Raw genomic sequence first — 25,716 nt, 5'->3', positions numbered from 1 at the left:
GCGGCGACACGCTCAACGATCAGACGACGAGCGAACAGGTTCGTACGGGCACTAGCGTGAACCATCGAAGACCTCCTGCGGGTAGATGCGAGACACATCCACTCCGCCTGGAGGTCCTCCCACTTTCAAGCAGGCGCGCCGTCAACAACCTCGCGGGTCACTACACCTAGGACTTGACCTTCATCACGACAGGAGTGATCGTCCTCAATAGCGACGGCGGGTCGGGGGTCAGGCATGGGATCAAAAGCAGCGGAGCCACGGCCGGGCGGTCGGCTACTCGCCGCGACGGCATTGGCCGTCGCAGCTGGAGCGTCTGTGGTGGGTCCTGCGACGGCCGCCAGCGCCGCTACTACTGGAATCGTCTGGACCTGGGGTGCCGATGACATGGGCCAGCTGGGGATCGGCTCAGCGGCTGCCCGCACACAGCCCGGGCCCGGGCCGGCATACTCCGACGTCATCCAGATCTCGGGTGGCCGCGAGAACGTGCTCGCGCTACGCGCCAACGGCTCGGTCGTGGCCTGGGGGCGCAACGACTACGGCCAGGTAGGGAACGGCACGACCACCAACCAGACCACTCCCGTCACATTGACCACGCTGCCGCCCGTGACACACGTCTTTACGGGGCATTACAGCTCGATGGCGCTCACCGCAAGCGGCGAGCTATACGCCTGGGGCTTCAACGCGACCGGGCAACTCGGTCTCGGTGACCTGACCAACCGCTCAACGCCCGTGCAGGTGCCGGTCCCGGCGCCGATTGCCAGCGCCGACGCCGGCGCTGACCAGACGATCGCGCTCGGGACGGACGGAACGGTCTGGACGTGGGGGGATAACACCTATGGCGAGGACGGCGACGGGACCACGACCACCCGAATGTCTCCGGTTCATCTCAGCAGCCTAAGCGGCATCGTCATGGTCGCCGCGGCGCGGGACTCCGACTACGCGCTCACGTCCACGGGAGCCTTATACGCATGGGGTCTCAATGACGACGGCCAACTCGGCCTGGGCGACACGAAAAACCGCCACACACCAACCCTCGTTCCGGGCATCTCCCATGTTGTTGACATCACCGCCGGCGCATACCACGCGGTGGCGGTGCTCGCGAACGGTTCGGTCGACGCATGGGGCCTCAACCAGTACGGCGCCGTCGGCGACGGTACGACGACGAACCGGCTCTCACCCGTAGTCGTCGCCGGCCTATCCGGCGCGACGTACGTCGAGGCCGGTCGCGACTCGAGCTACGCCGTTACCGCCGACGGCGCGTTTCACGCTTGGGGCCGCAACGACGCTGGTCAGCTCGGCGACGGAACCAAGACCGACCGCCTGTCGCCGGTCACGATCTCCGGCCTGACTGGCGTGACGTCGATCGCAGCGGGCCGTGACTACGCGGCCGCCCTAGTGCCGAACGCCATGGACACTCAGCCTCCGACGGTTCCCGGCACCCCTACCGCAACGAGCTCCTCGCCTGGCACCGCGACGGTCACCTGGGCGGCCTCCACCGACAACGAGGCCAGCGCGATCACCTATTCGGTGTACCGCGACGGGGGCAGCAGTCCGGTCGGAACGGTCACCAGCTCATCAACGGGCACGGTCTCCTACACCGATACCGGCCTGGCCAGCGGCAGTACCCACACCTATCAGGTCAGCGCCAGCGACGGCACCATCTCGAGCAGCCTGAGCCCCGTCTCCAACCAGGTGACGGTCGAGGCGGGAACTCCTCCGGTGTTTAGCGACGATTTCAGCAACGGGCTCGGCGCGTGGACCGTAAACAACCTCTCCCTCGACCAGACCCGCTTCCCGGCCACCGGCGCTGCGCCGAGCGCCCGCGGCTCCACCACCAGCAGCCCTCAATACGCCACCCATACTCTCGGCGGGTCATACTCCTCGCTGTGTGTGCAGTCCGACGTGGACCTCACCTCAGTCTCGACGACTTCTGTTCTACTTCGCTTCCGGACCGCATCGGCCGGTGTCGCGCGCTTGTTCCTGACGGCGGCAGGCAAGCTAGCCATCCGCGCCGATGGGTCGGGCACTACTTTCGTTTCAAACACGTCGCTGCCGACCGGTACCTGGCACCAGGTGAAGCTCTGTACGACGGTAGGAACCTCTGCATCCATCTCAGGTTGGCTAGACGGCTCGCAGGTCCTCAGCGTGACGTCCTCGACTGGGACATCGCCGATCACAATGCTTCAGATCGGCGATACGAGCAGCGTGACGATGACAGTGAACTACGACGACGTCGTTGTCAGCACGAACTGAGGAGCATACGCGAGAACGGCGGGCGAGCCAGAAACCGAAGAGTGGGCGAGGGGGGAGTTGAACCCCCACGTCCTTACGGACACACGGACCTGAACCGTGCGCGTCTGCCATTCCGCCACTCGCCCAAGCGGACGCTCACGCTAGCACGCAGGGTCAGCCCGCCTTGCCCGGATACGATCAGGATCAGGGTGAAGGAAGGGACGCTTCGTGGGAGTCCTGCAAGCCTTCGAACGCCGCCTCGGCGGGCTGGTCGAAGGTGCCTTCGCCAAGGTCTTCAAAGGTGAGGTCCAGCCGGTCGAGATCGCGGGCGCACTGCAACGCGAGGCGGACGACCGCCGGTCGGTAGTGGGCGCCGACCGCATCCTGGCTCCCAACGCGTACGTCGTCGAGCTCGGTGACCATGACTACCACCGCATCGAGGAGTGGGCCGGGCCGCTCGGCGCAGAGCTAGCGGCGATGGTCCGCGAGCACGCCGCCGAGGCCGGGTACTCCTTCGTCGGGCCGGTCCACGTCGACTTCGAGCATCGCAGCGAGATCGGGACCGGCGTCTTCCGCATCCGCAGCGCAAGCGTGGCGGGTGCGGTTCAACCGCCCGCCACGTCACCCACGCCACAACGACCGCCGCGGCCGGCGCCCGAAGGCGCCTACCCGGACCGTCCCCGGGTCATCACCTCGGTCGGCCGTGAGGAGTCGGCGTACTTCCTGAGCCATCCGGTCACCGTGATCGGGCGAGCCGCGGAGTCCGATGTTCGGCTCGAGGACCCGGGGGTATCCCGCCGGCATGCCGAACTCCGGTACGCCGACGGCGAGGTCGAGCTCGTCGACCTGCACTCCACCAATGGCGTCACGGTCAACGGGACGCCGGTCGAGCGGGCGACCCTGCATGACGGCGACCGGATCGACGTGGCCTCGACGACGCTGATCTTCCGGCGCGACGAGGACTGACGCGACCGGTGCCGATAGCCGTCGTCTTCCTGCTCCGTGCAGTGGTGCTGGTGCTGCTGTGGGGGTTCGTGATCGCTGCCGTCGTCGCCGTCCGGCACGACGTCTTCAGCGAGGCGACGCCGCGCAAAGGGCGCTCGCCGGCTCCGGCTCCAGGCCCCGTTGGCGCCGCTGCCGCCGCTATGCCGGCGCCGCCGGCGGCCGTGGTCGCGCCGCCCAAACCGTCCCGAGCCGAGCGCCGTGCCGAACGGCGAGCCAAGACCAAGGGCGCATCCAGGCTCACCATCGTCGATGGCCCGCTCGCCGGCACCTCGGTCGCGCTCACCTCGCTCCCGGTGACGATCGGCCGCGCGGGCGACTCGACGATCATGCTCAGCGCTGACGACTACGTCTCCAACCACCACGCTCGGCTGGTCCCGCGTGGGGACGAATGGCTGGTGGAGGACACCGGCTCGACCAACGGCACCTTCCTCGGCGATCGCAAGGTCACGGCGCCGGTCGTCGTACCGATCGGCGGCCGGATCCGGATCGGCCAGAGCGTGCTGGAGCTCCAAAAGTGAGCCCCGTGCTGCGGTTCGGGGCACGCAGCGATGTCGGCCTGGTCCGGCACAACAACCAGGACTCAATGTACGCCGGCCCGCGGCTGATCGCCGTCGCGGACGGCGTCGGCGGCGCGGCCGGTGGGGAGGTCGCGAGCGCGGTCACGATCACCGCCATCACCGCGCTGGACTCCCCTTCGATCACCGATCCGCAGGCGGCCCTGCGCGACGCGGCGGAGCAGGCCGACACGTCCATCCGCGAGACGATCGCGCGGGATCCTCGCTTGGCGGGCATGAGCACGACGCTCACCGCCATCGTCGCGACCGACGGCGAGCTGACGCTCGGCCACATCGGCGACTCGCGGGCGTACCGGCTCCGGGACGGGCAACTGACCCAGCTCAGCCACGACCACACGCTGGTCCAGTCGCTCGTCGACGAAGGGGAGATCACCGAGGAAGAAGCACTGACCCATCCGCGCCGGTCCTGGATCACCCGCTCGCTGGACGGGCGCGGGCAGCCCGAGCTGGACCTGGTCACGCTCGATCTGCAGCCCGGAGACCGCCTGCTGGTCTGCAGCGACGGGCTGTCCGGCTACGTCGGCGAGGCCGACATGACGAGCGCTCTCGCAGCGCCCGATCCGCAGGACGCCGCGGAACGGCTGACCGATCTGGCGCTGGCCGCCGGCGCTCCCGACAACGTCACCTGCATCGTCGCCGATCCGGTCGACGGCGAGCAGATCGACCAGGCACCGATCATCGGCGGTGCCGTCGCCGACGAGAGACCGGCGGTCGACCTCGACGAGCACCCGATCCCCGTCGGCGACGAGGTGTCGGGCGGTCGCGAGTCCGATGAACCCTCAGGTCACCGGCGCAGCGTCGGCCGCCGTCTCGCCGCGGTCGCGGCGGTCGTCGTACTCCTCGTCGCCGCCGCTGTCGCCGGCGTCGCGGTCTACGTCCACCATCAGTGGTACGTCGCCAACGCCGGCGGTCAGGTGGCCGTCTACCAGGGTGTGCAGGGCAGCGCCGCGGGCATCCAGCTGTCCCACCTCAGGGTCCGCACCAACCTCCCGGTCAGCGCGCTCCCCCAGGCCGACCGGGATCGGATCTCCGGCGGCATCCAGACCTCGGGCAAGTCCGATGCCAACCAGGTCGTCAGCAACCTCCGCAGCCAGGCGTGCGCGCTCGCCACCCCCCTGCCGACTCCCGCGACCACGCCGAGCGCGCGCGGGAAGCACCACAAGCGGCGCGTTGTGACCGGGCCCCATCTGATCCCGGCGTGGTGCAGCGGGGTCCAGCAGTGAGCGCCGCCACCGCGAGCAGCGATTCGCCGAGGCGCGGCACCGAGCTGACCCTCCTGCTGTTCGCGGTCGTCCTCACGATGGTCTGCTTCACCTCGGTCAGTGCGGCGTACTCCAACGGCCTGCCGACCGGACTAGTGCAGGACGGGCTCGGCTTCGTCGCCCTCGCCCTCGTGGCACACGCCGCGGTCCGGCTGCTCGCGCCGTACGCCGACCCGGTCCTGCTGCCGGCCGCGATCGCCCTCAACGGCATCGGCCTGGTGATCATCCATCGGCTCGATCTCGCGGCGACCACCCACGCGCATGCCGCGGGCACGTCGGCCGGCGTCGCGGACGCACCGCTTCAACTGGTGTGGACGATCATCGGGATCGTCGCGTTCGTGGTCGTCCTCGCCGTAGTCCGCGACCATCGCCGGTTGCAGTCGCTGACCTACACCGCGATGGCGGTCGGGCTGGCCCTGCTCGTGCTTCCCGCACTGATCCCCGCCAGCCACAGCACGGTGAACGGCGCGCGGATCTGGATCCGGTTCGGCGGCTTCTCCTTCCAGCCGGGCGAGTTGGCGAAGCTGGCGCTCGAGGTCTTCTTCGCCGGCTATCTCGTCCGCAAGCGGGAGGTGCTCGCCCTCGCCGGCCGCCGCGTGCTCGGCCTGACGCTTCCCCGGGCACGAGACCTCGGACCGGTGATCGTCGCGTGGGCGGCCAGCCTGCTCATCCTCACCCGCGAGGACGACCTCGGGACCAGCCTGCTGTTCTTCGGCATCTTCGTGGCGATGCTCTACATCGCCACCGGCCGCCGGTCCTGGCTCCTGATCGGTTTGGTGCTGTTCGTTCTCGGCTCGCTGGCGGCATACCACTTCGTCGGGCACGTGCACCAACGGGTGCAGGTCTGGCTGCACCCGCTGGCTCCCCGCTACATCGACAACCTCGGCTACCAGCTCTCGCAGGGGTTGTTCGGCCAGGCGACCGGAGGCATCTTCGGCACCGGTCTCGGCCAGGGTCGGCCCGACCTGGTGCCGTTCGCCAACACCGACTTCATCGCGTCCACGATCGGCGAGGAGCTCGGGCTGGCGGGGCTGATGGCGATCCTCACCATCTACCTGCTGATCGTCATGCGCGGGCTGCGTGCGGCGATCCGCACCCGGGACGACTTCGGCAAGCTGCTCGGTGCCGGGCTCGCGTTCGGCTTCGCCCTGCAGGTGTTCGTCCAGGTCGGTGGTGTGACCCGGCTGATCCCCCTCACCGGCCTGACGCTCCCGTTCCTCTCCTACGGCGGGTCCAGCCTGATCTCCAACTGGATCCTGCTCGCACTGCTCCTGCGGATCAGCGACGCCTCGCGGCGCCCGGTGGCCGAGCTGCCGCCGATCCCGGACGAGTCGGCGACAATGGTGATCCGCCGATGAACCGCCAGCTCCGTCATGTGGCGATCGCTGCGCTGCTGATGTTCGCCGCGCTGTTGATCAACAGCAACATCGTGCAGGTGGGCGAGGCATCGTCGCTGCGCGCCAACCCGCACAACGTGCGGGTGCTCTACAGCGAGTACAGCGACCACCGCGGGCCGATCGAGGTGGCTGGCAAGGACGTCGCGCGTTCGGTCGCGACGCACGACCAGCTGAAGTACCTGCGCACCTACCCGGACGGCCCGACATACGCGCCGGTCACCGGCTACTACTCGCTGGTGATCGGCGCGTCCGGCATCGAGCAGGCCGAGGACCGCGTGCTCGCCGGCACGGACTCGCGGCTCGCCCTGGACCGGCTCGGTGACGAGATCAGCGGCCGCACGCCGCAGGGCGGCACCGTCGTACTCACCCTCAACCCGAAGGCGCAACGCGCCGCCTACCAGGGTCTGCACGGCGTGCGCGGCGCGGTGGTGGCGCTCAACCCGACCACCGGCGCCATCCTCGCGATGGCGACGTCTCCGTCGTACAACCCGTCGACGCTCTCGACGCACAACTCGCGGCAGATCAACCGCACCTACCACCAGCTGCTGCACGCACCGGGCGATCCGTTGATCGACCGGGCCACCAGCGAGACCTACCCGCCCGGCTCGCTGTTCAAGATCGTCACGTCGTCGGCGGCGTTCTCGAGCGGGCGGTTCAACCCGGGCTCGGTCATCCCGTCGCCGACGCAGCTCAAGCTGCCGCTCACGAACGTCTTCCTGCACAACTTCGGCGGCGAAAGCTGCGGCAACGGACACACCGACACGATCCGGGACGCGTTCCGGATCTCCTGCAACACCGCGTTCGCCGGGCTGGGGCTCAAAGTCGGCATCCACGCTCTGGCGGCGCAGGCGAAGGCCTTCGGCATCGGCTCGTCCCTCAACATCCCCTTGCCGGTCGCGCGCAGCCAGTTCAACGCCGATGCCAACCAGCCGAACACCGCGCTGTCGGCGATCGGACAGTACGACGACGCGCTCACGCCGTTGCAGGCCGCCATGATCGGCGCGGCGATCGCGAACAACGGCGTCGAGATGAAGCCCTATCTCGTGGCACAGACCCAAGCGCCGAACACCTCGGTCCTCTCGACCACCAAACCGACGGTGCTGCGCCGGGCGGTCAGCGCGAACGTCGCCCACCAGGTCACCGGAATGATGGAGCTGGTCGTCCAGAGCGGCACCGGTGTCGCCGCCCAGATCCCCGGGATCACGGTCGCTGGCAAGACCGGAACCGCACAGCACGGGCTGCCGTCGCAGCATCTGGCTCCGGATGCCTGGTTCGTTGCTTTCGCGCCCGCAAGCCACCCGACCGTTGCGGTCGCGGTGCTGGTCGAGGACGGCGGAAGCCTCGGCAGCGAGGCGACGGGAGGCGCGGTCTCCGCGCCGATCGCGAAGTCCGTGATGTGTGCGGTTCTGGGGTGCTCGTGAGCGGCCTGCGCCGGGGACCGGCGGTCCGGCGTCCACCCGTCATCGCCGATATCACTGGCATTGCGAACCCGGCCGGTTACGGTTTTGGCGTGATCTTCCCCGCCGGCGGTGCCGATGACTGACGAGCGCACGCTGCTCGCCGGCCGCTACGAGATCGGTGAGACGATCGGCTACGGCGGGATGGCCGAGGTGCATCGCGGCCGCGACGTGCGCCTGGGTCGCGACGTCGCCATCAAGCTGTTGCGCCGCGATCTCGGACGCGATCCGGTGGTCGAAACGAGGTTCCGTCGCGAGGCGCAGTCGGCAGCCTCGCTGAACTCGCCGTCGATCGTTGCGGTCTACGACACCGGCGAGGACAACGTCGCCGGGATGCCCACGCCGTACATCGTCATGGAGTACGTCGACGGAAAGACCTTGCGCGAAGTGCTTGCCGAGGAAGGCCGCCTGCTTCCGCGGCGAGCGCTGGAGGTCACCGCCGCTGTGTGCACCGCGCTGGAGCAGGCGCACGTCGCGGGCATCGTGCATCGAGACATCAAACCGGCCAATGTGATGTTGACGTCGAACGGCGACATCAAGGTCATGGACTTCGGCATTGCCCGCGCGCTCACGACCTCGACCGCCACGATGACGCAGACGGCTGCCGTGGTCGGCACCGCCCACTACCTCTCGCCGGAGCAAGCGCGGGGCGAGCACGTCGATGCGCGCAGCGACGTCTACTCGACCGGCTGCCTGCTCTACGAGCTGTTGACCGGCGCGCCGCCCTTCACAGGTGACACCGCGGTGGCGGTTGCCTACCAGCACGTGCGCGAAGACCCGGCACCCCCGTCGTCGGTCGAGCCGGACGTCCCGGCATCGGTGGACGCGATCGTCCTCGTCGCGATGTCGAAGAACCCGGTGAACCGCTACGGCTCGGCCGCGGAGATGCGCGCCGACATCGAACGCGCGCTCGCCGGCAAGCCGGTGCTGGCGATTCCGGTGGCTCGCTCCGACGACACGTTGGTGACGCCGGTGCCGCCGACCACGGTGTTGATGCGCGAGCAACCACACCGCAAGCGCGGTTTCGCCTACGTGCTCCTCGCCATCGCAACCCTCGGTGTCTTTGTCATCGCCCTCGTCGCCGCTCGCAGCCTGCTGGCCAGCTCGACCGCCGATCTCAACACCCCGGACGTGATTCATCAGACCCTTGCCGACGCCCGGTCCACGTTGGTCGGCCAGGGACTGGTCGTCGGCACCGTGCAGTACCGCTACACCGGCAAGAGCGACGCCAACCTGGTCATCGACCAGAACCCACCCGCTGGGATCTTCCTGCACAAGGGCCAGGCCGTCGACCTGGTGGTCTCCAAGGGTGTTCGGAGCGTCGACGTACCCAACACCTTGGTCGGCTTGACCCTGTCGGAGGCAAAGTCGACTCTGCTCGGGGCAGGGTTGAAGCTCGGCCGGATCATTCCTCGCAACTCGAGCGCTCCGGCCAACCAGGTGCTCAACAGCCGACCGGCAGCAGGCACCAGCGTCCCTGCCGGCTCGACCGTTGACCTTGTCGTGTCGACCTCGCGCGTGAAGGTGCCGAACGTCGTCGGCAAGGACCAGGCCACCGCGGAGGCGATCCTCCAACAGGACGGCTTCAACTTCGTCAGCCGCCGGTCCGCGGTCTATACCCCGGGCAAGATCGGGCAGGTCGTGAGCCAGTCCCCGTCCAGCCAGACCTACGCCGCCACCGGGTCGACCGTCGTCATCTACATCGACCGCAAGCCGAAGGCGTCGACCTCGCCCAACCCCTCCACCTCGACCGGGCCGAGCGGCACACCGAGCACGTCACCTCCCAGCTCGCCCTGAGCCCGACCGGTTGCTTACGGGGAGCAGTGCGGCGACCCCCACCTCACAAACCGATGCGCTGGCGTTCGACGCGTTCCGAGAGGTCGGCGACGAAGCCGAGCGCTCCCTCGTCCCCGCAGCTCCCGAGCCAGTTCGCGAGCATCTGGTGCCCGCCCTGCGTGAGGACCGACTCGGGGTGGAACTGCACGCCCTCGACCGGGTGGTCGCGGTGCCGGATCGCCATCACCACGTCTCCCGCCCACGCCGTGACCTCGAGCTCGGCCGGCAGCTCCACGGTCGCGAGCGAGTGGTAGCGGGTCGCGGTGAACGGGTTCGGCAGTCCGGCGAGCACCCCCACGCCGGTGTGCTCGACCTCGCTGGTCTTGCCGTGCAGCAGCTCGGGTGCGTGCGCGACCGACCCGCCGTACGACACCGCGATCGCCTGGTGCCCGAGGCAGACACCGAGGATCGGCTTGTCGGCGCCGACCGCCCCGACCAGCTCGACACAGACGCCGGCGTCCTCCGGCCGCCCCGGGCCGGGCGAGAGCAGGATGCCGTCGGCCTCCGCCACGACCGCGTCGTCGACGCCTACCGCATCGTTTCGGCGTACCTCCACGTCGGCCCCGAGCTGGGCGAGGTACTGCACGAGGTTGTAGACGAAGCTGTCGTAGTTGTCGACGACGAGCACTCTGGTCACGCCGCCTCACCTCTCGTTGGCAAGCTCCTCGGCGAGCAGCTGTCGCCGTAACGCCTTCCCCACCACCGTATGCGGCAACTCGGCGCGGAACTCAACGAATTTCGGGACCTTGTACGCCGTCAGAGCCGTCGCACAGTGCGCGATGACCGCCGCCTCGGTCAGGCCGGCGTCCGGCGCGACCACGTACGCCTTCACGGTCTCGCCGCGATAGCGGTCGGGCAGGCCGATCACGCAGCAGTCGGTGACGCCCGGCAGGCCACGGATCACGGCTTCGACCTCGGCCGGAGAGATGTTGAACCCGCCGGCGATGATCAGGTCCTTCTTGCGGTCGACGATCGTGAACCAACCGTCCGGGTCCATGGTCGCGAGGTCCCCGGTGAGCAGCCACCCGTCATCGGTGAGCACGTCGGTCTGCGCGACACCCCAGTAGCCGAGGAACACCTGCGGGCCCTTGACCGCGAGCTCGCCGGTGTCGCCGACGGCCATCGGGCTGGTGGGATCGGCGGGATCGACGATCCGCGCGAGGGTGCCGGGCAGCGGGATGCCGACGGAGCCGACCTTGCGCGGCCCGGCGAGCGGCGTACAGTGCGTCGCCGGTGAGGCCTCCGTCATCCCGTAGCCCTCAACCAGCCGGCCGCCGGTCACCCGTTCGAACCGGTCCTGGGTCTCGTGCGGCAGTTTCATCGCGCCCGAGATGCACGCCTTGATCGACCGCAGGTCGTGGCGGCGGATCCGCGGCGAGTCGAGCAACGCCTGGTAGATCGGCGGCACCCCCGGGAACAGCGTCGGCCGCTCCTCGTCGATCACCGTGAAGACGGCGTCGAGGTCGAAGCGCGGCACCAGCACGAGCCGACCGGCGAGCAGCACCGTGGTCAGCATGCAGAGGGTCAGGCCGTACACATGGAACAGCGGAAGGACGGCAAGGGTGACCTCTCGACCCGGCATCGCGTCCGGCATCCACAGCCGCATCTGGTAGCTGTTCGCGACCAGGTTGGCGTGCGAGAGCATCGCGGCCTTGGGCTCCCCGGTCGTGCCGCCGGTGTACTGAAGCACCGCGACGTCCCGCGTCGCGTCGACCTCGGCCTGCGGCGCGGGTCGGCCCACCCGCAGCAGGGTGCGAAAGCGCATGACCGCCGGATCGTCCGGGATCTCGGCAACCAGCCTGGCCCGCTGCATTCGGTTGCGCGGCAGCGGGAGCTGCAGCCGTCCGCGCGCGGCCGCCGACAGCGATTCGGCGAGCGAGGTCACGACCACTGTCCGCACCGCGCACTGCGGCCGGATCTCGAGCACGGTCGCAGCGACCCGGTCGAGACAGACCACTACCGTCGCCCCTGAGTCGGCGAACTGCGCCCTCAGCTCGTCCGGACTCGCGACCGGGTTGCAGTGGACGACGATCGCCCCGAGCCGAAGTACGGCGAAGAACGCGACGACGTGCTGCGGGCAGTTGGGCAGCACGAGTGCGACCCGATCGCCCTTACCGACCCCGACCCCCGCGAGTCCGCCGGCCAGCCGATCCACCGCGTCCCGAAGCGCTCGGTAGCTGATCCGGTTGCCGACCGAAGACACCGCGAAGGTGGCGAGCGCGATCGTGGCGGGAAAGGCGGTCGCCGCGTCGTCGAGCAACCGGGTGACCGGCACCGACGGGAAGTCGTGGTCGGCGGGAACGTCGGCGGGATAGGAGCCGAGCCACGGACGGTCGGCGCTCGCCACGGACCGGATCATGCCACGCAGGCGCAGGTCGAGACCCGTGATGTCCAGCGCCTCGCCGCCGACCGTCGGACGCGCGCCGAGCCGCCGGCGGTGGATCGCAACCGGACCGGGCGTTCGGATGTCTACCCTAGGGAGAGCACGCCGCTCGGGATACGCCGTCAAGAGGAGGGTTCGTGCCTAAGTCACGAGTTCGCACGAAGGCGGCCTATACCCCGCCACCCACCCGATCGGTGAAGAAGCGGGTCAGCGCGCCCTGGGTCGGCCCGCTCATGCTCGGCTGCTTCCTGGTCGGGATCGTCTGGCTGGTTTTGTTCTACGTCACTGGGGGAAGTCTGCCGATCAAGTCGATCGCCAACTGGAACCTTCTGGTCGGCTTCGGCTTCATCATCGCCGGGTTCGTGACCTCGACCCAATGGCGCTAAGCGGGCGTGTGCCCGTAACAGCCACGTAGTCACAGCCATGTCATTTGCCCACAGCCGTTATCCACACTGGGGATAGCCGCGCCATGCCGCTCTACTTGTTCCGCTGCACCCAATGCGACGCCGAGATGGAACTCCTCCTCGAGCTCGGCGACACCGCGGATCGGGCTTGTGCCAGCTGTGGGGCGGTCGCAACCCACCGGTTTGCCCGGATTGCGGTGAAGTACGGCGGCTGGGGCTTCGGCGCCACCGACCGGCTGGTGGCCGACCCCCGCGGCAAGGACTTCAAGGCGCTACGCGAGAGCGCCGAGCGGATCGCCGACTCGTAGCCGCACCGCCGCCCGAGAGGGGTTGGATAGCGTCGACCGATGGCCCGTGCGCTGATCCTCGGCGGGACCGGGGCAATCGGCCGTGCCACTACCGCGCGGCTGCCCTAAGCCGGCTGGGACGTCGTCATCACCGGCCGCAACCCTGCAGCGATGCCCGCCGCGCTGCTCGCTTCGGGCGCGAGCTTCCTGCGCTGCGACCGCCAAGACCATCCCGCGCTGCTGCCGACCCTGGCCGGGCTCGGGCCGCCGCCCGACCTGCTGGTGGACGCGGCCGCCTACACCGCCGCTGACGCGGCGGCCCTGCTGCCAATCGCCCGGGAGGCCGGGTCGGTGGTCTTCCTGTCGACCAAGGCGGTGTACGTCGACGGCGCCGGCCGCACGGTTAACAGCGACCAGCCACCGGAGTACGGCGTACCGATCGCCGAGAGCCAGCCCACGGTCGCGCCGCGCAGCGACGTGCACTTCGACACGGCCGAGGGCTACGCGGTCAACAAGGTCGCCGCCGAGCAGGCCTACCTCGCCAGCGGCGCGCCGGTCACGGTGCTGCGCCCGTCCAAGGTCCACGGCGCGGGATCCCGGCGGCCGCGCGAGTGGATGTACGTCAAGCGCGTGCTCGACCGGCGGCCGGCGGTGTTCCTGGCCGGCCGCGGTGCCGGTGTCGACCACCCCAGCGCGGCGGCGAACATCGCCGCCGTGATCGAGACCGTCGCGGCAATGCCCGCGGCGCGGGTCCTGAACGCCGCAGACCCCGAAGCCCCCACCGTGCTCGAGATCACGAGGGCGATCGCGCGGCATCTCGGCCACGACTGGGACGAGGTCCTGCTCGACGCCGACACGGCCGGCGAGCTCGGTCGGAACCCTTGGCAACACCCCAGCCCGATCGTCCTCGATGTCAGCGCAGCGCTGGCGCTGGGCTACCGGCCGGCCGGAACCTACGCCGAGACGGTGACCGAGGAGATCGACTGGCTGGTCTCAGCACAGGCGGGCGGCGTCGACGCGTGGATGGTGCCCGCACCCGATGACGAGTTCTTCGCCTCGCTCCTCGACTACACCGCCGAGGACGCCTACCTCGAGGCCCGCGGTTAGACCAGCTCGAGGACGGTCGCGTTCGCCATCCCGCCGCCTTCGCACATCGACTGCAGGCCGTAGCGGATGCCGTTGTCGAGCATGTGGTGAACGAGGCGGGTCATGAGGATCGCGCCCGATCCGCCGAGCGGGTGCCCGATCGCGATCGCGCCGCCGAGCGGGTTCAGGGCCTTTGGGTCGGCGCCGGTCTCTGCCAGCCAGGCCAGCGGCACCGGGGCGAACGCCTCGTTGATCTCGAACGCACCGACGTCGCCGATCGAGAGCCCGGCGCGGTCGAGCACCTTCGCGGTCGCCGGGATCGGACCGGTGAGCATCACGATCGGGTCGTCACCCACGACGGAGAAGCTGTGCAGCCGCGCGAGCGGCTTCAGGCCGAGCGCCGCCGCCTTCTCACTCGTGGTGATCAGCAGAGCACCCGACCCGTCGGAGATCTGCGAGGAGTTGCCCGCGGTGATGACACCGTCCTCGGCGAATGCAGGCTTGAGCCCGCCGAGCTTGTCCAGACTGGTGTCGCGGCGTACTCCCTCGTCCACTTCGAGACCCGTGCCGGGTACGGCGGCGTACTGCTTGGCGAACGCGCCGGAGTCGATCGCGGCGGCGGCCTTCTGGTGCGAGGACAGGGAGAACTCGTCGACCTGCTGGCGCGAGAGGCCCCAGCGCTTGGCGATCGTCTCGGCACCGAGTCCCTGGTTGATCTGCTCGCCCGCGTAGCGGGCCAGCATCTTTGGCCCGAATGGGAAGCCGACGTCCGAGCCGATCGATGAGCCCATCGGCACCCGGGTCATCGACTCGACGCCGCCGGCGACGGCGACGTCGTACTGGCCGGACAGGACGCCCGCGGCGGCGAAGTGGACCGCTTGCTGGCTGGAGCCGCATTGGCGGTCCACTGTCGTACCCGGGATCGACTCGGGCCAGCCGGCGGCGAGCACGGCGTTGCGCGCGACGTTGAAGGTCTGCTCGCCGACCTGGCCGACGCAGCCCCAGATCACGTCGTCGACGAGGGCGGGGTCGATGCCCGTTCGCTCGACGAGCGCGGACAGAACGTGCGCCGACAGGTCGACCGGGTGCACGTCCTTGTACGCGCCGTTGCGGCGCCCGACCGGAGTCCTAACCGCCTCGACGATCACCGCGTCACGCATGTCGACCCTCCTCGCGCTGTGAGCCCCTGACCGCCGGACTCGGAGACCATGGTACGAGGTAAACCGAACCAGATTCTGTGATCTTCCCCTCGACGGCCTCGACGCAGGTCACCGCGTCGCGGCGTAGCAGGCCACCGGCACCCCGTGGGACATCTGGAGGATCGGGCACTCGTTGTGAACGTGGGCGGCCCCCAGCAGCCCCCCGACGGCGAGGATCACCGCGACCGCGACCACGCCGGCCGCTTGCAACCGGTCGCGCATCGGCCCACGCGGCGCGTAGGCGTAGATCAGCGCGATGACCGAGCCGGTGACCAGACCGCCGACGTGCCCGCGCCAGTCGATGTTCGGGATCGCGAAGGTGAAGATCAGGTTGGCGACGATGGTGATCGCGATCCCGTTGGTCGCGAGCTCGCGGTGGCGAGCCACGATGTAGAGCGCACCGAACAGGCCGAAGATCGCACCGGAGGCGCCCGCTGCCGTCTCGCCGATCGGGCCGAGCGCGAGTGACAAGACGCTGCCCCCGATCCCGGCGAGCAGATAGAGCGCGATGAACCGCATCCGTCCGAGCGCCGCCTCGAGCGGCGGACCGAAGATGTAGAGCGCGTACATGTTGAAGCCGATGTGGAAGATCTCGAAGTGCAGGAAGGCCGCAGTGATCAGGCGGTACCACTGGCCGTGCGCGACCGCGACCGGAATCAACGCGAGGTGGTCGAACAGTGGCGAGGTGCCACTGCCGGAGATCGGGTTCATGCCGTTGACGGTCGTCGCGAGGAAGACCGCGACGTTGATCGCGATCAGCGCGCGGGTGACGGCACCCGGGCGTTCACCCGGGCGGATCCTTCCGCCGTAGACGGTGCGCGGGGACCGCACCGTACGCCGGCCCTCGGAGACGCACTCGGGGCACTGGAAGCCGACCGATGCGGGGTGCATGCAGTCGGGGCAGATCGGCCGGTCGCACCGGGTGCACCGCACGCCGGTCGCACGGTCAGGGTGGCGGTAGCACCGCTGGTCGACGTCCGTTGCCGGCTCGTCGCTCGGCGAGCTCACCTCAGCTGGTCACCCGTTCGATCGTCACGGCATTGATCGTGACGTCGGTGACCGGCCGGTCCATCTTCCCGGTCGCGGCGGCGGCGATCCGGTCGACGACGTCGCGGCTGGCCTGGTCGGCGACCTCACCGAAGATCGTGTGCTTGTTGTTCAGCCAGGCGGTCGGAGCGACGGTGATGAAGAACTGCGAGCCGTTGGTGCCCGGCCCGGCGTTGGCCATCGCGAGCAGGTAGGGCTTGGTGAACGCCAGCTCCGGGTGGAACTCGTCGTTGAACCGGTAACCCGGGCCGCCGGTCCCGGTGCCGAGCGGGTCGCCGCCCTGAATCATGAAACCGCTGATCACCCGGTGGAAGATCGTGCCGTCGTACAGCTTGGTCGCCCCCCGCTTTCCGGTCCGCGGGTCGGTCCACTCGCGGGTGCCTTCGGCCAGTTCCACGAAGTTGGCAACGGTCTTGGGCGCGTGGTTCGGGAACAGCTGCACCCGGATGTCGCCCTCGCTCGTCGCGAGGGTTGCGAACAGTTCCTCAGCCACGTCGCTCCTCGGGGGGAAATGCCTGGCCGCGGCGTGCAGCAGCGGCGACTGATCAGGGGTTCAAACATCCTTGCACGCCTGGAGGCAAAGCAACGAACACGGTTGACGGCACGCTCACCGGGAACGCTGATGGCAAGGCCGCAGGCGAACAGATCGGAGGGCGGTCATGTCCAAGACGCGCGAACGGGATGCTGCCAAGGAGCGGCTCGTCGAGGCGATCGGTGCTGCCCGCGAGGCGACCATCACCGCCGTACGGGACGAGATCGCGCCGGCCGTGATGGCCGCCTTCGAGTCCGCCCGCGACGCCTCCGCCCCGATGTACGCCGAAGCCGCCAGCCGCGCCGGCGATGCCGTCGACGCCCTTCGCGGAAGCGACGCGATCAAGAACGTGCGGAACAGCGATGCGCTGAAGAGTGGGAGCGACGCCGTCAAGTCGGTCCGCAAGAGCGACGCGGTCAAGGCCGGGAGCGACGCCTGGAAGGCGCTGCGCGACAGCGAGCCCGCGAAGGTCGTTACCGGTCAGCGCCGGCGTCGGCGCCGCTGGCCGATCCTTCTCGCGGTCGTCGCTGCCCTTGCGGGGGCACTGCCCCTGATCAAGCAGAAAGTGACGTCCCAGAGCTGGAGCGAGCTGACCGAACCGGTGTCGATGTCGACCCCGCCGAGCGGCTCCGGCGGCGACGCCGAGCAAGCCGACGCCAACCGCGGGACTAACTAGCGCCGGAGACTCCACAGGTATATGTCGTGTTCGCCGGCTGGACGCCGCCGGCGCTGCTGTCGTAGAACCACGTGTTGCCAGAGGCCGCCACGCCCTTGATGCAGTAGCCCTGGTTCGTGTTCGACACGATCGTCAGGGCTGCGGTCCCGCCGTTGTAGTCGCCGCCGGCCGAGAACTTGAAGGACTCCTTGGTGGCCAGGTTGCTCGTGCTGTCGGTGTAGGTGTTGAAGTCCGTGAGGTAGGTCTCCTCTGCCGTGGCAGCGGCGACCAGGTCCGACTTCACTGCAGCGTCATAGCCCTTCTTGCGCTGCTGCAGAAAGACCGGGATCGCGATCGCGGCCAGGATGCCGATGATGATGATCACGACGAGCAGCTCGATGAGCGTGAACCCCTCTTCGCGTTCATCGCGAGCGAGCTTCGACAGGCAGGAGAGCATGGTTAGTCCTTCGGTGGTCCGATCCTTACCTGTTTGATCGGTACGCCGGGCTCCTGCCTTGAGTGGAGGTTCGGGCCCTACGGATCAGTGCGAAGGAACCCTCGCCGAGCGACCCCGTGGGCTGGCGCGTCGAGCGCGCTGGTGCGGCGCAACGACTCAGGCTGCGGATCACCCCTGGTTCGGGGTCTCCTGCGGCGCCGGCTCAGGCGGGAGAGCCGGGTACATCCAGGCGAACTGCGGGTTCGGCGACGACGGGTCCGTGGGGGGCGATCCGGCGTACTGGGTGGCTGCTCTGCGTGCCGTGCGTGGTCGGCGTGGCCTGGCGTACTTGACGATGATCGCGATGGCGAGAAGCGCAACGAGCGCGTAGCCGGTGTCGGTGCCAAGTCGGTAGGCCGAGCTCTTCTGCTTCCCGACGGTGGCGAGGTGAGCAGGTTGCCCACCGCCGGCCGAGACCGCTCCGTTCGGAGAGCTTGCGGTAGGTGTGTCGGTGATGACCAGTGACCGGACGAAGGCGAGCGACGCTGACCTGCTCGTGGTGATGGCAATCGCGGAGTAGACCGTCTTGGCGAACTTGACGACCAGATAAGACTCGAAGGCGTTCGGCTGGGTGAGGTGGTTGTGGCGGTTGATCGGGGAGCGTTCCCGGCCGACGAACCGGTAGCCAGCCACGGCACCGACCAGGACCGGCTTCATGCCCGGCAGCCGGCCGACCGCCGAGGCGTACTTCTCGGCGGCCGGCTGCGATCGGAAGGTGCAGGTCATCACCAGGTAGGTGGGGGTGTGCGGCACCGGCGCGGATGCAGCCATGATGTTGCCGGAGTCGGGCGAGACGTAGTACGCCGTCGCGGTGCGCGCGCCCGGGAACTGTTCGAGCCCGCTGGCGCGGGCGACGGCCTCGCGCGGGTCGGACGGGAACGCCACTGCAAACGTGCTCCCGACCGGGCTGACCAGGCCGCTGGTGGGAGCGGCAACCACGGGGGTGTGCGCCCAGCACACCAGCGCAAGGACGATGGCGCTCAGCAGCACGCCTCGTCGACCAGCCGATCCTGCTGCCACGCCACCGGGCTGGGCGGCTGCGACAAAGGGGCGGTTCCGTTTGCTTTGCACACTTCTTGGTCGACAAAGACCGCAGCCGGCTTGACCCCATATGTCCGCCGATCGCCCCGGGAGTGCCCCCCGGGAGGCAATGACGACGACTGGGCGAACAGTTTCCGCTCGCTGCGACTCGCTGCGACCGAGGCGAGCCCATGACCGGCCGGCTCGTGTGACCGTGGTCCACCCCATGGGTCAGGGCTACGAGTGGAGACGAGGGGAATCGAACCCCTAACCTCCGCCTTGCAAAGGCGGCGCTCTGCCAATTGAGCTACGTCCCCGAGCGGGGTGGCGGGGTGGGCCTGGGAGGACTTGAACCTCCGGCCTCTTCCTTATCAGGGAAGCGCTCTAACCGAGCTGAGCTACAGGCCCCAGTGGTCTACGCCGTACGGCGCTGCGGCCCGCGAGCCTACCGCAGCCGTCCGGCGCGGTTCACCCTAGTTGCGCTCCGCGAGCGTGACCTCGACCCCGCCCACGATGTCGGTGCAGACGTTGTAGATGAACGCGGTCAGCGTGGCGAAGGCCGTGAAGAGGATCACGTTGATCGCTCCGACCACGACCGCCACCATCATGACCCGGCTGAAGCTGAGCCAGACCGCAAGCCCGCCGCCGTTCGGGTTGCTGCTGACATCGGCGAGGAACGACCGCAGCGAGGCGATGACGCCCATGGCGTCGACGATCGAGTAGAGGATCACGACCGCGACCAGCAATACGATCATGCCGGCCAGGCCGTAGACGAAGGAGAACTTCAGCGTCGACCACGGGTCGATCCGGCGGACGGTGAGCCGCGCGCGGCGACCCTTCTTGCCCTTGGCCGCCGTGCTGGTGCCGACGGTCAGTGGGCGCGGCGGCGCCGCGGCGACACTTCCATCGCCGGCGGGGCGGGCTGCTGCCTCAGGCATGACTGCGGACGTGCGCGGCATCGAGCCTTGCCCGCTGGGGTCGCCCCACATCGGGACGCCCCCGAGCATGCGGGAGTCGCCCGAGCCGCTCGTCACGTCTCGTCGCCCTCCTCGCCCTCGGCCTCGGCGTTACGCGCGATCGCCACCACAGTCTGCTCGTCCGGGAGATTGATTAAGCGCACTCCCATGGTTTGGCGTCCGGCGCGTCGGACTTCCTTCACTCTCGTCCGGATCACCCCGCCGCCTGAGGTGATCGCGAAGATCTCTTCGTCGACTCGTACCGTCAAGGCTCCCACGAGTGCCCCACGCTTGGCCACGATCTTGGCCGTCACGACACCCTTGCCGCCGCGGCCTTGCACCGGGTACTCGCCGACTTTCGTGCGTTTTGCGTAACCACCGTCGGTCGCGATCAGGATGTCGACCTCGTCGTCGCGAACGACCTCCATCGCGAGCAGCTCGTCGCCCTCGCCGAAACGCATGCCGATCACGCCACTCGTGGCGCGCCCCATCGGACGAAGCATCTCGTCATCCGCGTGGAAGCGGATGGACTGCGCCTGCCGCGAGATCAGCAGCAGATCGTCCTCCGCCGCGACCAGGCGAGCCGCAATCAGCTCGTCGTCCTCGCGAAGGTTGATCGCAACGATGCCGCCGGTGCGGTTGGAGTCGAAGTCCGACAGCTTGGTCTTCTTCACCAACCCGCGCTTGGTCGCCAGCACGAGGTACGGCGCAACCGCGTAGTCCTTGATGTCCATCACCGACGCAATGCGCTCATCGGGTTGGAACGCAAGGACATTCGCCACATGCTGACCGCGCGCGGCGCGGTTGGTCTCCGGCAGCTCGTGCGCCTTGGCGCGGTAGACCCGGCCCTTGTTGGTGAAGAACAGGATCCAGTTGTGCGTCGATGTGACGAAGAAGTGCTCGACGATGTCGTCCAACTTCAGCTGCGCACCCTGGACGCCCTTGCCGCCACGTTTCTGCGCGCGATACAGGTCGGTTTTGGTCCGCTTCGCATACCCGCCGCGGGTGATCGTGACGACAACGTCTTCTTCTGCGATGAGGTCCTCGACGCTCATGTCGCCTTCGTAGGCGATGATCTGCGACCGGCGCTCGTTGCCGTACTTCTCGACGACCTCGCCGAGCTCCTCTCCGATGATCGCGCGCTGCCGCTCGTCGCTGGCGAGAATCGCCTCGCACTCCGCGATGGTCGCCATCTCGTCGTCGTAATCCTGCTGCAGCCGCTGTCGCTCGAGCGCGGCCAGCCGGCGCAGCTGCATGTCGAGAATCGCGGTTGCCTGCACCTCGTCGATCTCGAGCAGCTGCATCAGGCCGGTACGGGCCGCCTCGGCCGACTCACTTGCACGAATCAGCGCGATGACCTCGTCGATCCGGTCCTGCGCCTTGAGCAGTGCGACCAGGATGTGCGCCCGCTCCTGGGCGCGACGCAACCGGAAGCGGGTACGCCGCACGATGATCTCGATCTGGTGCGCGACGTAGTACCGCACCAGCTGCGCGATGTTGAGCGTGCGCGGCACACCGTCGACCAGCGCCAGCATGTTGACCCCGAAGGAGTCCTGCAGCTGGGTGTGCTTGTAGAGGTTGTTGAGCACGACCTTCGCGATCGCATCGCGCTTGAGCACGACGACCAGCCGCTGGCCGGTACGCCGGCTCGAGTCGTCCTTGATGTCGGCGATGCCCGCGACCTTGCCGTCGCGGACGAGGTCGGCAATCTTCTCGGCGAGCGCGTCGGGGTTGACCTGGTAGGGCAGCTCGGTGATCACCAGCTGCTGGCGTCCGCGGGAGTCCTCCTCGACCTCGACCACGGCCCGCATCCGCACGGACCCGCGCCCGGTTCGTAGCGCCTGGTCGATGCCGTCGCGGCCGACGATCAACGCACCGGTCGGGAAGTCCGGGCCGTGCACCCGCTCGATGCAGGCTTCGAGCAGCTCCTCGTCGCTCGCCTCCGGATGCTCGAGCGCCCAGTGAACGGCGGCACCGATCTCGCGCAGGTTGTGCGGCGGGATGTTTGTGGCCATGCCCACCGCGATGCCGGCGGCGCCGTTGACCAGCAGGTTCGGGAACCGGCTCGGCAGGACCAGCGGCTCGAGTGAGCGGCCGTCGTAGTTGGCGGTGAAATCGACGGTCTCGCTGTCGATGTCCCGCAGCATCTCCATCGCAGCGGCCGTTAACCGGCACTCGGTGTTGTGGCTGACGAACCCGTCAGTCAAGAACGAGTGGTCGGCACTGTCCACCCGCAGCGAGTACACCGGCGCGCGCCCAGCGTCCGCAACGCGGGCGACGCGCGCGAAGTAATAGCGACCGTCGACCAGGGGTTCGACGACGTCGAGCACCTCGGCATGTCCGATCCTCGCGCGCAGCTCATCCGGGCCTCGTTCCCACCGCTCGATGCGATCGATGTTGTGCTGGCGAAGCCACTGCCGATCAGCCGAGCTACGACCGCCGTGAGCCCGAACGTATTCCGCCAATCCAGGAACATGATCGGACGACAACGCCGTGCTGTGCGAGGGAATCTGCGCGAGCTCGAGACACAACTTGGCCTGCTTGCGGCCGATGAAGCCAACCTCGTCGCGGAAGATCCGCGCGTCGCGCCGGTTGCCGATGTAGACCTTGACCTCACCAGTCGCGTGGGTACAGCGGCGGCTCACCACACCGAACTCGAGCAAAAGTCGCTGGACGTCCTCCGCGAGACCCTCGCTGCGCGTGGAGTACGAGATCTGGATCGTGTTGCGGGGCAGAAGCGCTGACGACCCATCCCCCTCGAACAGCGACTGGAGGAAACAGCGCTTCAGCGCCGGCGATCCCCGCCAGATGAACTCCGGTACTCGCTTGTCCTTGCTGCGCCCGGCGACCTGGCTCATCGGTGATGCGTGCCACGCGGCGAGATTCTGGACGTCGAGCTCGTAGAGCCGGCTACCCGAGGCGATGATTCGATCATTGACGTAGCGGGGCCCGCCAACAGCGAAGTCGTAAGCCGCGAGCACCAGATCGAAGTAGCCCTTGTCGATGTTGTTGAAGCCGGCTCGGCGAGGACCGACGAACCCTTCGCTCACCCACGCGCCGGCAAGCACGCCGAGCGCCAGCTCTTCGCCGGTGTGCGTACTCACGGTCGAAGAACGACGCCGGTAGATCGCGACCCGATCCTCGGGCTGGATCTCAGACGCGAGCTTCCACAACAGAGTGGGCACACCTGCGACATCGACGAGGCAGAGCACCGGATGGTTCGGTGTGCCGACCAGGTTGTAGCCCTCGGTGGTTTCCACCCGAAGGACGTCGTGGATCCCGGAATGGAACAACACTGTTGCGGTGACAGGCTCACCGTTGCGATCCAGGACCTTGAGCTCGATCGGGTGGTCTGAGTCCGGCTGCGCTTGCGGAACGATCGAGTCGATACGCACCGACGATCCGTCGGTGAGTCGCACGCGCGAATCGCCGCGGAGGCAGTAGCGCATAGCGGCCGGAGGGTCGTTGCCGGGAGAGCCGAAGTTGCCCTGTCCATCGACGAGCGGAAGGCGCATCGCCCACGGCTGCGCAAGACGCACCAAGGTGTCGTAGATCGCGCCGTCGCCGTGCGGGTGGTACTGGCCCATCACGTCGCCGACCACCCGGCTGCACTTCGAGTATCCACGGTCCGGGCGATAGCCACCGTCGTACATCGCGTAGAGGACGCGGCGGTGCACCGGCTTCAGGCCATCGCGCACGTCCGGCAGCGCGCGCGACACGATCACGGACATCGCGTAGTCGAGGAAGCTGCGCTGCATCTCGACTTCGAGGCCGACCGGCTCGATCCGTCCGCCCGGCGGGGTTGTCATCTCGGTCAATGGAGTCCTCTACGGCAAAGGTTCGGTGTGGGCTGTTGCGCACTGCTCAGATGTCGAGGAAGCGCACGTCCTTCGCGTTGCGGGTGATGAAGGAGCGCCGGGCGTCGACGTCCTCACCCATTAAGACGCTGAACATCTCATCCGCGGTTGCGGCGTCATCGAGCGTGACCTGCAGCAGCACCCGGGTGGCCGGGTTCATCGTCGTCTCCCAGAGCTCTTCGGCGTTCATCTCGCCGAGCCCCTTGTACCGCTGGATGCCTTCGTCCTTGGGAAGCCGCTTGCCCTCCGCGGTGCCGGCCTCGATCAGGCCGTCGCGTTCGCGGTCGCTGTAGGCGTAGTCCGGCTGGTGCGGTCGGCTCCACTTGAGCTTGTACAGCGGCGGCGAGGCCAGGTAGACGTGGCCGTGCTCGATCAACGGCTTCATGAACCGGAACAACAGCGTGAGCAGCAGCGTCCGGATGTGCTGGCCGTCGACGTCGGCGTCGGCCATCAGCACGATCTTGTGGTAGCGCAGCTTGGCGATGTCGAAGTCGTCGTGGATGCCGGTGCCGAGCGCGGTGATCAGCGCCTGGACTTCAGTGTTCTGGAGCACGCGATCGATGCGCGCCTTCTCGACGTTGATGATCTTGCCGCGGATCGGGAGGATCGCCTGGTTGACCGGGTCGCGGCCGCCCTTGGCAGACCCTCCGGCGCTGTCGCCCTCGACGACGTAGATCTCGCAGTCCTCGGGGTTGGTGGACTGGCAGTCCGCGAGCTTGCCCGGCAGCCCGCCTGACTCGAGCAGGCCCTTGCGGCCACGCGCGAGGTCGCGCGCCTTGCGCGCCGCCATCCGGGCCTGCGCGGCCTGCGCGGCCTTCGACACGACGATCTTGCCTTCGCGCGGGTTGCGCTCGAACCACGAGCCGAGCCAGTCGTTGCAGGCCTTCTGCACGAACGACTTCGCCTCGGTGTTGCCGAGCTTGGTCTTCGTCTGGCCCTCGAACTGCGGCTGCGCGAGCTTCACCGAGACGATCGCGGTCAGCCCCTCGCGGACGTCGTCACCGCTGAGGTTGTCGTCCTTTTCCTTGAGGATCTTCTGGTCGCGGGCGAACTTGTTGACGACCGTGGTCAGCGCAGCCCGGAACCCTTCTTCGTGGGTGCCGCCCTCGTGGGTGTTGATCGTGTTGGCAAAGGTGTAGACCGACTCGGTGTACGTCGAGTTCCACTGCATCGCCACCTCGAGCGCCATGCCCTCGCCGTCGCTGTGGAAGTGGATCACCGAGTCGTGCACCGCCGCCTTGGTGGCATTCAGGTGCTTCACGAAGTCCTCGAGCCCACCCTTGTAGTGGTAGACGGTCTCGGTCGGGGTCTCGCCGCGCTCGTCCCGCAACGTGATCGCCAATCCCGCGTTGAGGAACGCCATCTCCTGGAGTCGGCGGGCAAGGGTCTCGAAGGTGTAGTCGACCGTCTCGAACACCGTCGGGTCGGCCCAGAAGGTGATCGTGGTCCCGGTCGCCTTGGTCGCGGCGCCCTTCTTCAGGGGACCGGTCGGGCCCTTGAGGTTGTGGTAGGCCTGCGTCCAGACGAAGCCGTCACGGCGTACCTCGACCTCGAGTCGCGTCGAGAGCGCGTTGACGACGGAGATGCCGACGCCGTGCAAGCCGCCGGAGACCGCGTAGGACTTGCCGTCGAACTTCCCACCGGAGTGCAGGGTCGTCATCACGACCTCGACCGCCGGCCGCTTCTCGACGGGATGCTTGTCGACCGGAATTCCTCGCCCGTTGTCGAAGACCCGCACCCCGCCGTCGGCGAGCAGCGTGCAGATGATCGTGTCGGCGAATCCGGCCAGCGCCTCGTCGACCGCGTTGTCGACGACCTCGTAGACCAGGTGGTGCAGGCCGCGCTCGCCGGTCGAACCGATGTACATGCCTGGACGCTTGCGGACGGCCTCGAGGCCTTCGAGGACGGTGATGGATCGGGCGTCGTAGGACAAGCTGGGCTCCGTCTCCAGGTGGCGGCTCGGCCGGTCGTTGGCGGCAGGGTTGCGCACGCAGCCGGCTACGCCCGGATGAGGGGGATTCTTCGCTTCA

At 68.4% G+C, this 25,716-nt stretch carries 21 protein-coding genes and 3 tRNA genes; 11 read left to right on the top strand and 13 right to left on the bottom strand.

The features are described from left to right. Positions 1–234: 234 nt before the first annotated feature. Complete coding sequence (locus VME70_05520; GenBank protein ID HTW19659.1) at positions 235–2,253, top strand: hypothetical protein; 2,019 nt, start codon at positions 235–237, stop codon at positions 2,251–2,253. A 42-nt stretch (positions 2,254–2,295) separates the two neighbouring features. On the opposite strand, the gene VME70_05515 is transcribed toward VME70_05520, so the two are convergent. Further along, positions 2,296–2,378: transfer RNA gene (locus VME70_05515), tRNA-Leu, on the bottom strand. 82 nt (positions 2,379–2,460) lie between these two features. Between VME70_05515 and VME70_05510 the strand changes: the two genes are divergently transcribed. The 6 genes from VME70_05510 to pknB all read left to right on the top strand — a co-directional run bounded on the left by VME70_05510 (position 2,461) and on the right by pknB (position 9,725). Next, the gene (locus VME70_05510; GenBank protein ID HTW19658.1) at positions 2,461–3,198 is read left to right on the top strand and encodes a DUF3662 and FHA domain-containing protein; all 738 of its coding nucleotides are present in this window, start codon (positions 2,461–2,463) and stop codon (positions 3,196–3,198) included. Positions 3,199–3,206: 8 nt separating this feature from the next. Next, positions 3,207–3,755 (top strand): FHA domain-containing protein, encoded by a 549-nt coding sequence (locus tag VME70_05505; GenBank protein HTW19657.1) that lies wholly within the window; start codon positions 3,207–3,209, stop codon positions 3,753–3,755. Then, positions 3,752–5,035: a protein phosphatase 2C domain-containing protein gene (locus tag VME70_05500; protein ID HTW19656.1), complete on the top strand. Its 1,284-nt coding sequence runs from the start codon at positions 3,752–3,754 to the stop codon at positions 5,033–5,035. Before VME70_05505 ends, VME70_05500 begins: the two co-directional genes overlap by 4 nt. Then, complete coding sequence (locus VME70_05495; protein ID HTW19655.1) at positions 5,032–6,432, top strand: FtsW/RodA/SpoVE family cell cycle protein; 1,401 nt, start codon at positions 5,032–5,034, stop codon at positions 6,430–6,432. Before VME70_05500 ends, VME70_05495 begins: the two co-directional genes overlap by 4 nt. Beyond that, positions 6,429–7,892 carry a penicillin-binding protein 2 gene (locus tag VME70_05490; protein ID HTW19654.1) on the top strand — a complete coding sequence of 488 codons (1,464 nt, stop codon included), beginning with the start codon at positions 6,429–6,431 and terminating at the stop codon, positions 7,890–7,892. The genes VME70_05495 and VME70_05490 overlap by 4 nt, the downstream gene beginning before the upstream one ends. A gap of 114 nt (positions 7,893–8,006) precedes the next feature. Then, entirely contained in the window at positions 8,007–9,725 is a 1,719-nt protein-coding gene (gene pknB, locus VME70_05485; GenBank protein ID HTW19653.1) for a Stk1 family PASTA domain-containing Ser/Thr kinase, read from the top strand. 43 nt (positions 9,726–9,768) lie between these two features. Here the strand turns inward: pknB and VME70_05480 are convergent, their stop codons facing one another. Continuing rightward, positions 9,769–10,401 carry an aminodeoxychorismate/anthranilate synthase component II gene (locus VME70_05480; protein ID HTW19652.1) on the bottom strand — a complete coding sequence of 211 codons (633 nt, stop codon included), beginning with the start codon at positions 10,399–10,401 and terminating at the stop codon, positions 9,769–9,771. Positions 10,402–10,407: 6 nt separating this feature from the next. Beyond that, positions 10,408–12,123: an AMP-binding protein gene (locus tag VME70_05475; GenBank protein ID HTW19651.1), complete on the bottom strand. Its 1,716-nt coding sequence runs from the start codon at positions 12,121–12,123 to the stop codon at positions 10,408–10,410. 161 nt (positions 12,124–12,284) lie between these two features. Between VME70_05475 and crgA the strand changes: the two genes are divergently transcribed. The 3 genes from crgA to VME70_05460 all read left to right on the top strand — a co-directional run bounded on the left by crgA (position 12,285) and on the right by VME70_05460 (position 13,945). After that, positions 12,285–12,533, top strand: coding sequence for a cell division protein CrgA (crgA, locus tag VME70_05470; GenBank protein HTW19650.1), 249 nt, complete (start codon positions 12,285–12,287; stop codon positions 12,531–12,533). 83 nt (positions 12,534–12,616) lie between these two features. Beyond that, positions 12,617–12,859 carry an FmdB family zinc ribbon protein gene (locus VME70_05465; protein HTW19649.1) on the top strand — a complete coding sequence of 81 codons (243 nt, stop codon included), beginning with the start codon at positions 12,617–12,619 and terminating at the stop codon, positions 12,857–12,859. Between the two features lie 150 nt (positions 12,860–13,009). Beyond that, positions 13,010–13,945: an NAD(P)-dependent oxidoreductase gene (locus tag VME70_05460; protein HTW19648.1), complete on the top strand. Its 936-nt coding sequence runs from the start codon at positions 13,010–13,012 to the stop codon at positions 13,943–13,945. Here the strand turns inward: VME70_05460 and VME70_05455 are convergent. The 3 genes from VME70_05455 to VME70_05445 all read right to left on the bottom strand — a co-directional run bounded on the left by VME70_05455 (position 13,942) and on the right by VME70_05445 (position 16,651). After that, positions 13,942–15,084, bottom strand: a complete 1,143-nt coding sequence (locus VME70_05455) for a thiolase family protein (protein ID HTW19647.1) — start codon at positions 15,082–15,084, stop codon at positions 13,942–13,944. The two genes, VME70_05460 and VME70_05455, sit on opposite strands and share 4 nt — an antisense overlap. Before the next feature lie 108 nt (positions 15,085–15,192). Beyond that, entirely contained in the window at positions 15,193–16,131 is a 939-nt protein-coding gene (locus VME70_05450) for a rhomboid family intramembrane serine protease (GenBank protein ID HTW19646.1), read from the bottom strand. A gap of 1 nt (position 16,132) precedes the next feature. Then, on the bottom strand, positions 16,133–16,651 hold the full coding sequence (locus VME70_05445; GenBank protein HTW19645.1) for a peptidylprolyl isomerase: 519 nt from the start codon (positions 16,649–16,651) through the stop codon (positions 16,133–16,135). Between the two features lie 178 nt (positions 16,652–16,829). On the opposite strand from VME70_05445, the gene VME70_05440 reads away from it, so the two are divergent. Continuing rightward, positions 16,830–17,378 (top strand): hypothetical protein, encoded by a 549-nt coding sequence (locus VME70_05440; protein ID HTW19644.1) that lies wholly within the window; start codon positions 16,830–16,832, stop codon positions 17,376–17,378. Here VME70_05440 and VME70_05435 read toward each other — a convergent pair. The 7 genes from VME70_05435 to gyrB form a co-directional block, all read right to left on the bottom strand. Further along, on the bottom strand, positions 17,371–17,814 hold the full coding sequence (locus tag VME70_05435; GenBank protein ID HTW19643.1) for a prepilin-type N-terminal cleavage/methylation domain-containing protein: 444 nt from the start codon (positions 17,812–17,814) through the stop codon (positions 17,371–17,373). The two genes, VME70_05440 and VME70_05435, sit on opposite strands and share 8 nt — an antisense overlap. 168 nt (positions 17,815–17,982) lie before the next feature. Further along, positions 17,983–18,843: a hypothetical protein gene (locus VME70_05430; protein HTW19642.1), complete on the bottom strand. Its 861-nt coding sequence runs from the start codon at positions 18,841–18,843 to the stop codon at positions 17,983–17,985. Between the two features lie 274 nt (positions 18,844–19,117). Then, a tRNA-Ala gene (locus VME70_05425) sits at positions 19,118–19,190 on the bottom strand. A 16-nt stretch (positions 19,191–19,206) separates the two neighbouring features. Beyond that, a tRNA-Ile gene (locus VME70_05420) sits at positions 19,207–19,281 on the bottom strand. A gap of 65 nt (positions 19,282–19,346) precedes the next feature. Beyond that, on the bottom strand, positions 19,347–19,907 hold the full coding sequence (locus VME70_05415; protein HTW19641.1) for a DUF3566 domain-containing protein: 561 nt from the start codon (positions 19,905–19,907) through the stop codon (positions 19,347–19,349). After that, positions 19,904–23,647, bottom strand: a complete 3,744-nt coding sequence (gene gyrA, locus VME70_05410) for an intein-containing DNA gyrase subunit A (protein ID HTW19640.1) — start codon at positions 23,645–23,647, stop codon at positions 19,904–19,906. Before gyrA ends, VME70_05415 begins: the two co-directional genes overlap by 4 nt. 46 nt (positions 23,648–23,693) lie before the next feature. Beyond that, positions 23,694–25,619, bottom strand: coding sequence for a DNA topoisomerase (ATP-hydrolyzing) subunit B (gyrB, locus tag VME70_05405; GenBank protein ID HTW19639.1), 1,926 nt, complete (start codon positions 25,617–25,619; stop codon positions 23,694–23,696). Between the last annotated feature and the right edge of the window lie 97 nt (positions 25,620–25,716).

The sequence above is a fragment of the Mycobacteriales bacterium genome (genome assembly GCA_035504215.1).
In the GTDB taxonomy this organism is placed as follows: Bacteria; Actinomycetota; Actinomycetes; order JAFAQI01; family JAFAQI01; genus DATAUK01.
This window is presented reverse-complemented; position numbering and strand designations above follow the sequence as displayed.

Bases quoted from the DNA above. Each gene is read 5' to 3' on its own strand.
- pknB (HTW19653.1), top strand. From the start codon at position 8,007: ATGACTGACGAGCGCACGCTGCTCGCCGGCCGCTACGAGATCGGTGAG.
- VME70_05460 (HTW19648.1), top strand. From the start codon at position 13,010: ATGCCCGCCGCGCTGCTCGCTTCGGGCGCGAGCTTCCTGCGCTGCGAC.
- VME70_05490 (HTW19654.1), top strand. From the start codon at position 6,429: ATGAACCGCCAGCTCCGTCATGTGGCGATCGCTGCGCTGCTGATGTTC.
- VME70_05435 (HTW19643.1), bottom strand. From the start codon at position 17,814: ATGCTCTCCTGCCTGTCGAAGCTCGCTCGCGATGAACGCGAAGAGGGG.
- VME70_05465 (HTW19649.1), top strand. From the start codon at position 12,617: ATGCCGCTCTACTTGTTCCGCTGCACCCAATGCGACGCCGAGATGGAA.
- VME70_05475 (HTW19651.1), bottom strand. From the start codon at position 12,123: ATGATCCGGTCCGTGGCGAGCGCCGACCGTCCGTGGCTCGGCTCCTAT.
- VME70_05455 (HTW19647.1), bottom strand. From the start codon at position 15,084: ATGCGTGACGCGGTGATCGTCGAGGCGGTTAGGACTCCGGTCGGGCGC.
- VME70_05520 (HTW19659.1), top strand. From the start codon at position 235: ATGGGATCAAAAGCAGCGGAGCCACGGCCGGGCGGTCGGCTACTCGCC.
- VME70_05440 (HTW19644.1), top strand. From the start codon at position 16,830: ATGTCCAAGACGCGCGAACGGGATGCTGCCAAGGAGCGGCTCGTCGAG.